The organism is Bacillus sp. AFS031507 (genome assembly GCF_002584635.1).
In the GTDB taxonomy this organism is placed as follows: domain Bacteria; phylum Bacillota; class Bacilli; order Bacillales; family Cytobacillaceae; genus Neobacillus.
Genome location: NZ_NUOW01000077.1, coordinates 1 through 389, shown reverse-complemented (window position 1 = coordinate 389; position 389 = coordinate 1). Strand labels below are relative to the sequence as shown.

General features: G+C 47.6%; 2 tRNA genes. Both read right to left on the bottom strand.

Annotated elements, in window-relative coordinates:
• Window positions 1-40 precede the first annotated feature (40 nt).
• Window positions 41-116, bottom strand: a tRNA-Thr gene (locus tag COE25_RS29370).
• A gap of 168 nt (window positions 117-284) precedes the next feature.
• Window positions 285-360 (bottom strand) — tRNA-Val (locus COE25_RS29365).
• Window positions 361-389: the final 29 nt, after the last annotated feature.

Here is a 389-nt window from a genome sequence, read left to right as displayed (position 1 = left end):
ACCAACTGAGCTAATGGCTCATCCTAAGATGAAAGAAAAATGGTGCCGGCGAGAGGACTTGAACCCCCAACCTACTGATTACAAGTCAGTTGCTCTACCAATTGAGCTACCCCGGCATATAGTTTGGAAAAATATAAACTTTGAACTCGCTGACTTCTTTGCCGTCATCCGGACCTCAGAAAGCTTATGCAAGCAGCAGCTCGGTCAGTATGCTGAAGTTTATTCAAGGAGATTATTCAATCGTGCTCTACCAATTGAGCTACCCCGGCATTTATAGGTAAATATGGTGGAGGATGACGGGCTCGAACCGCCGACCCTCTGCTTGTAAGGCAGATGCTCTCCCAGCTGAGCTAATCCTCCATATATACCGCCTGGCAACGTCCTACTCT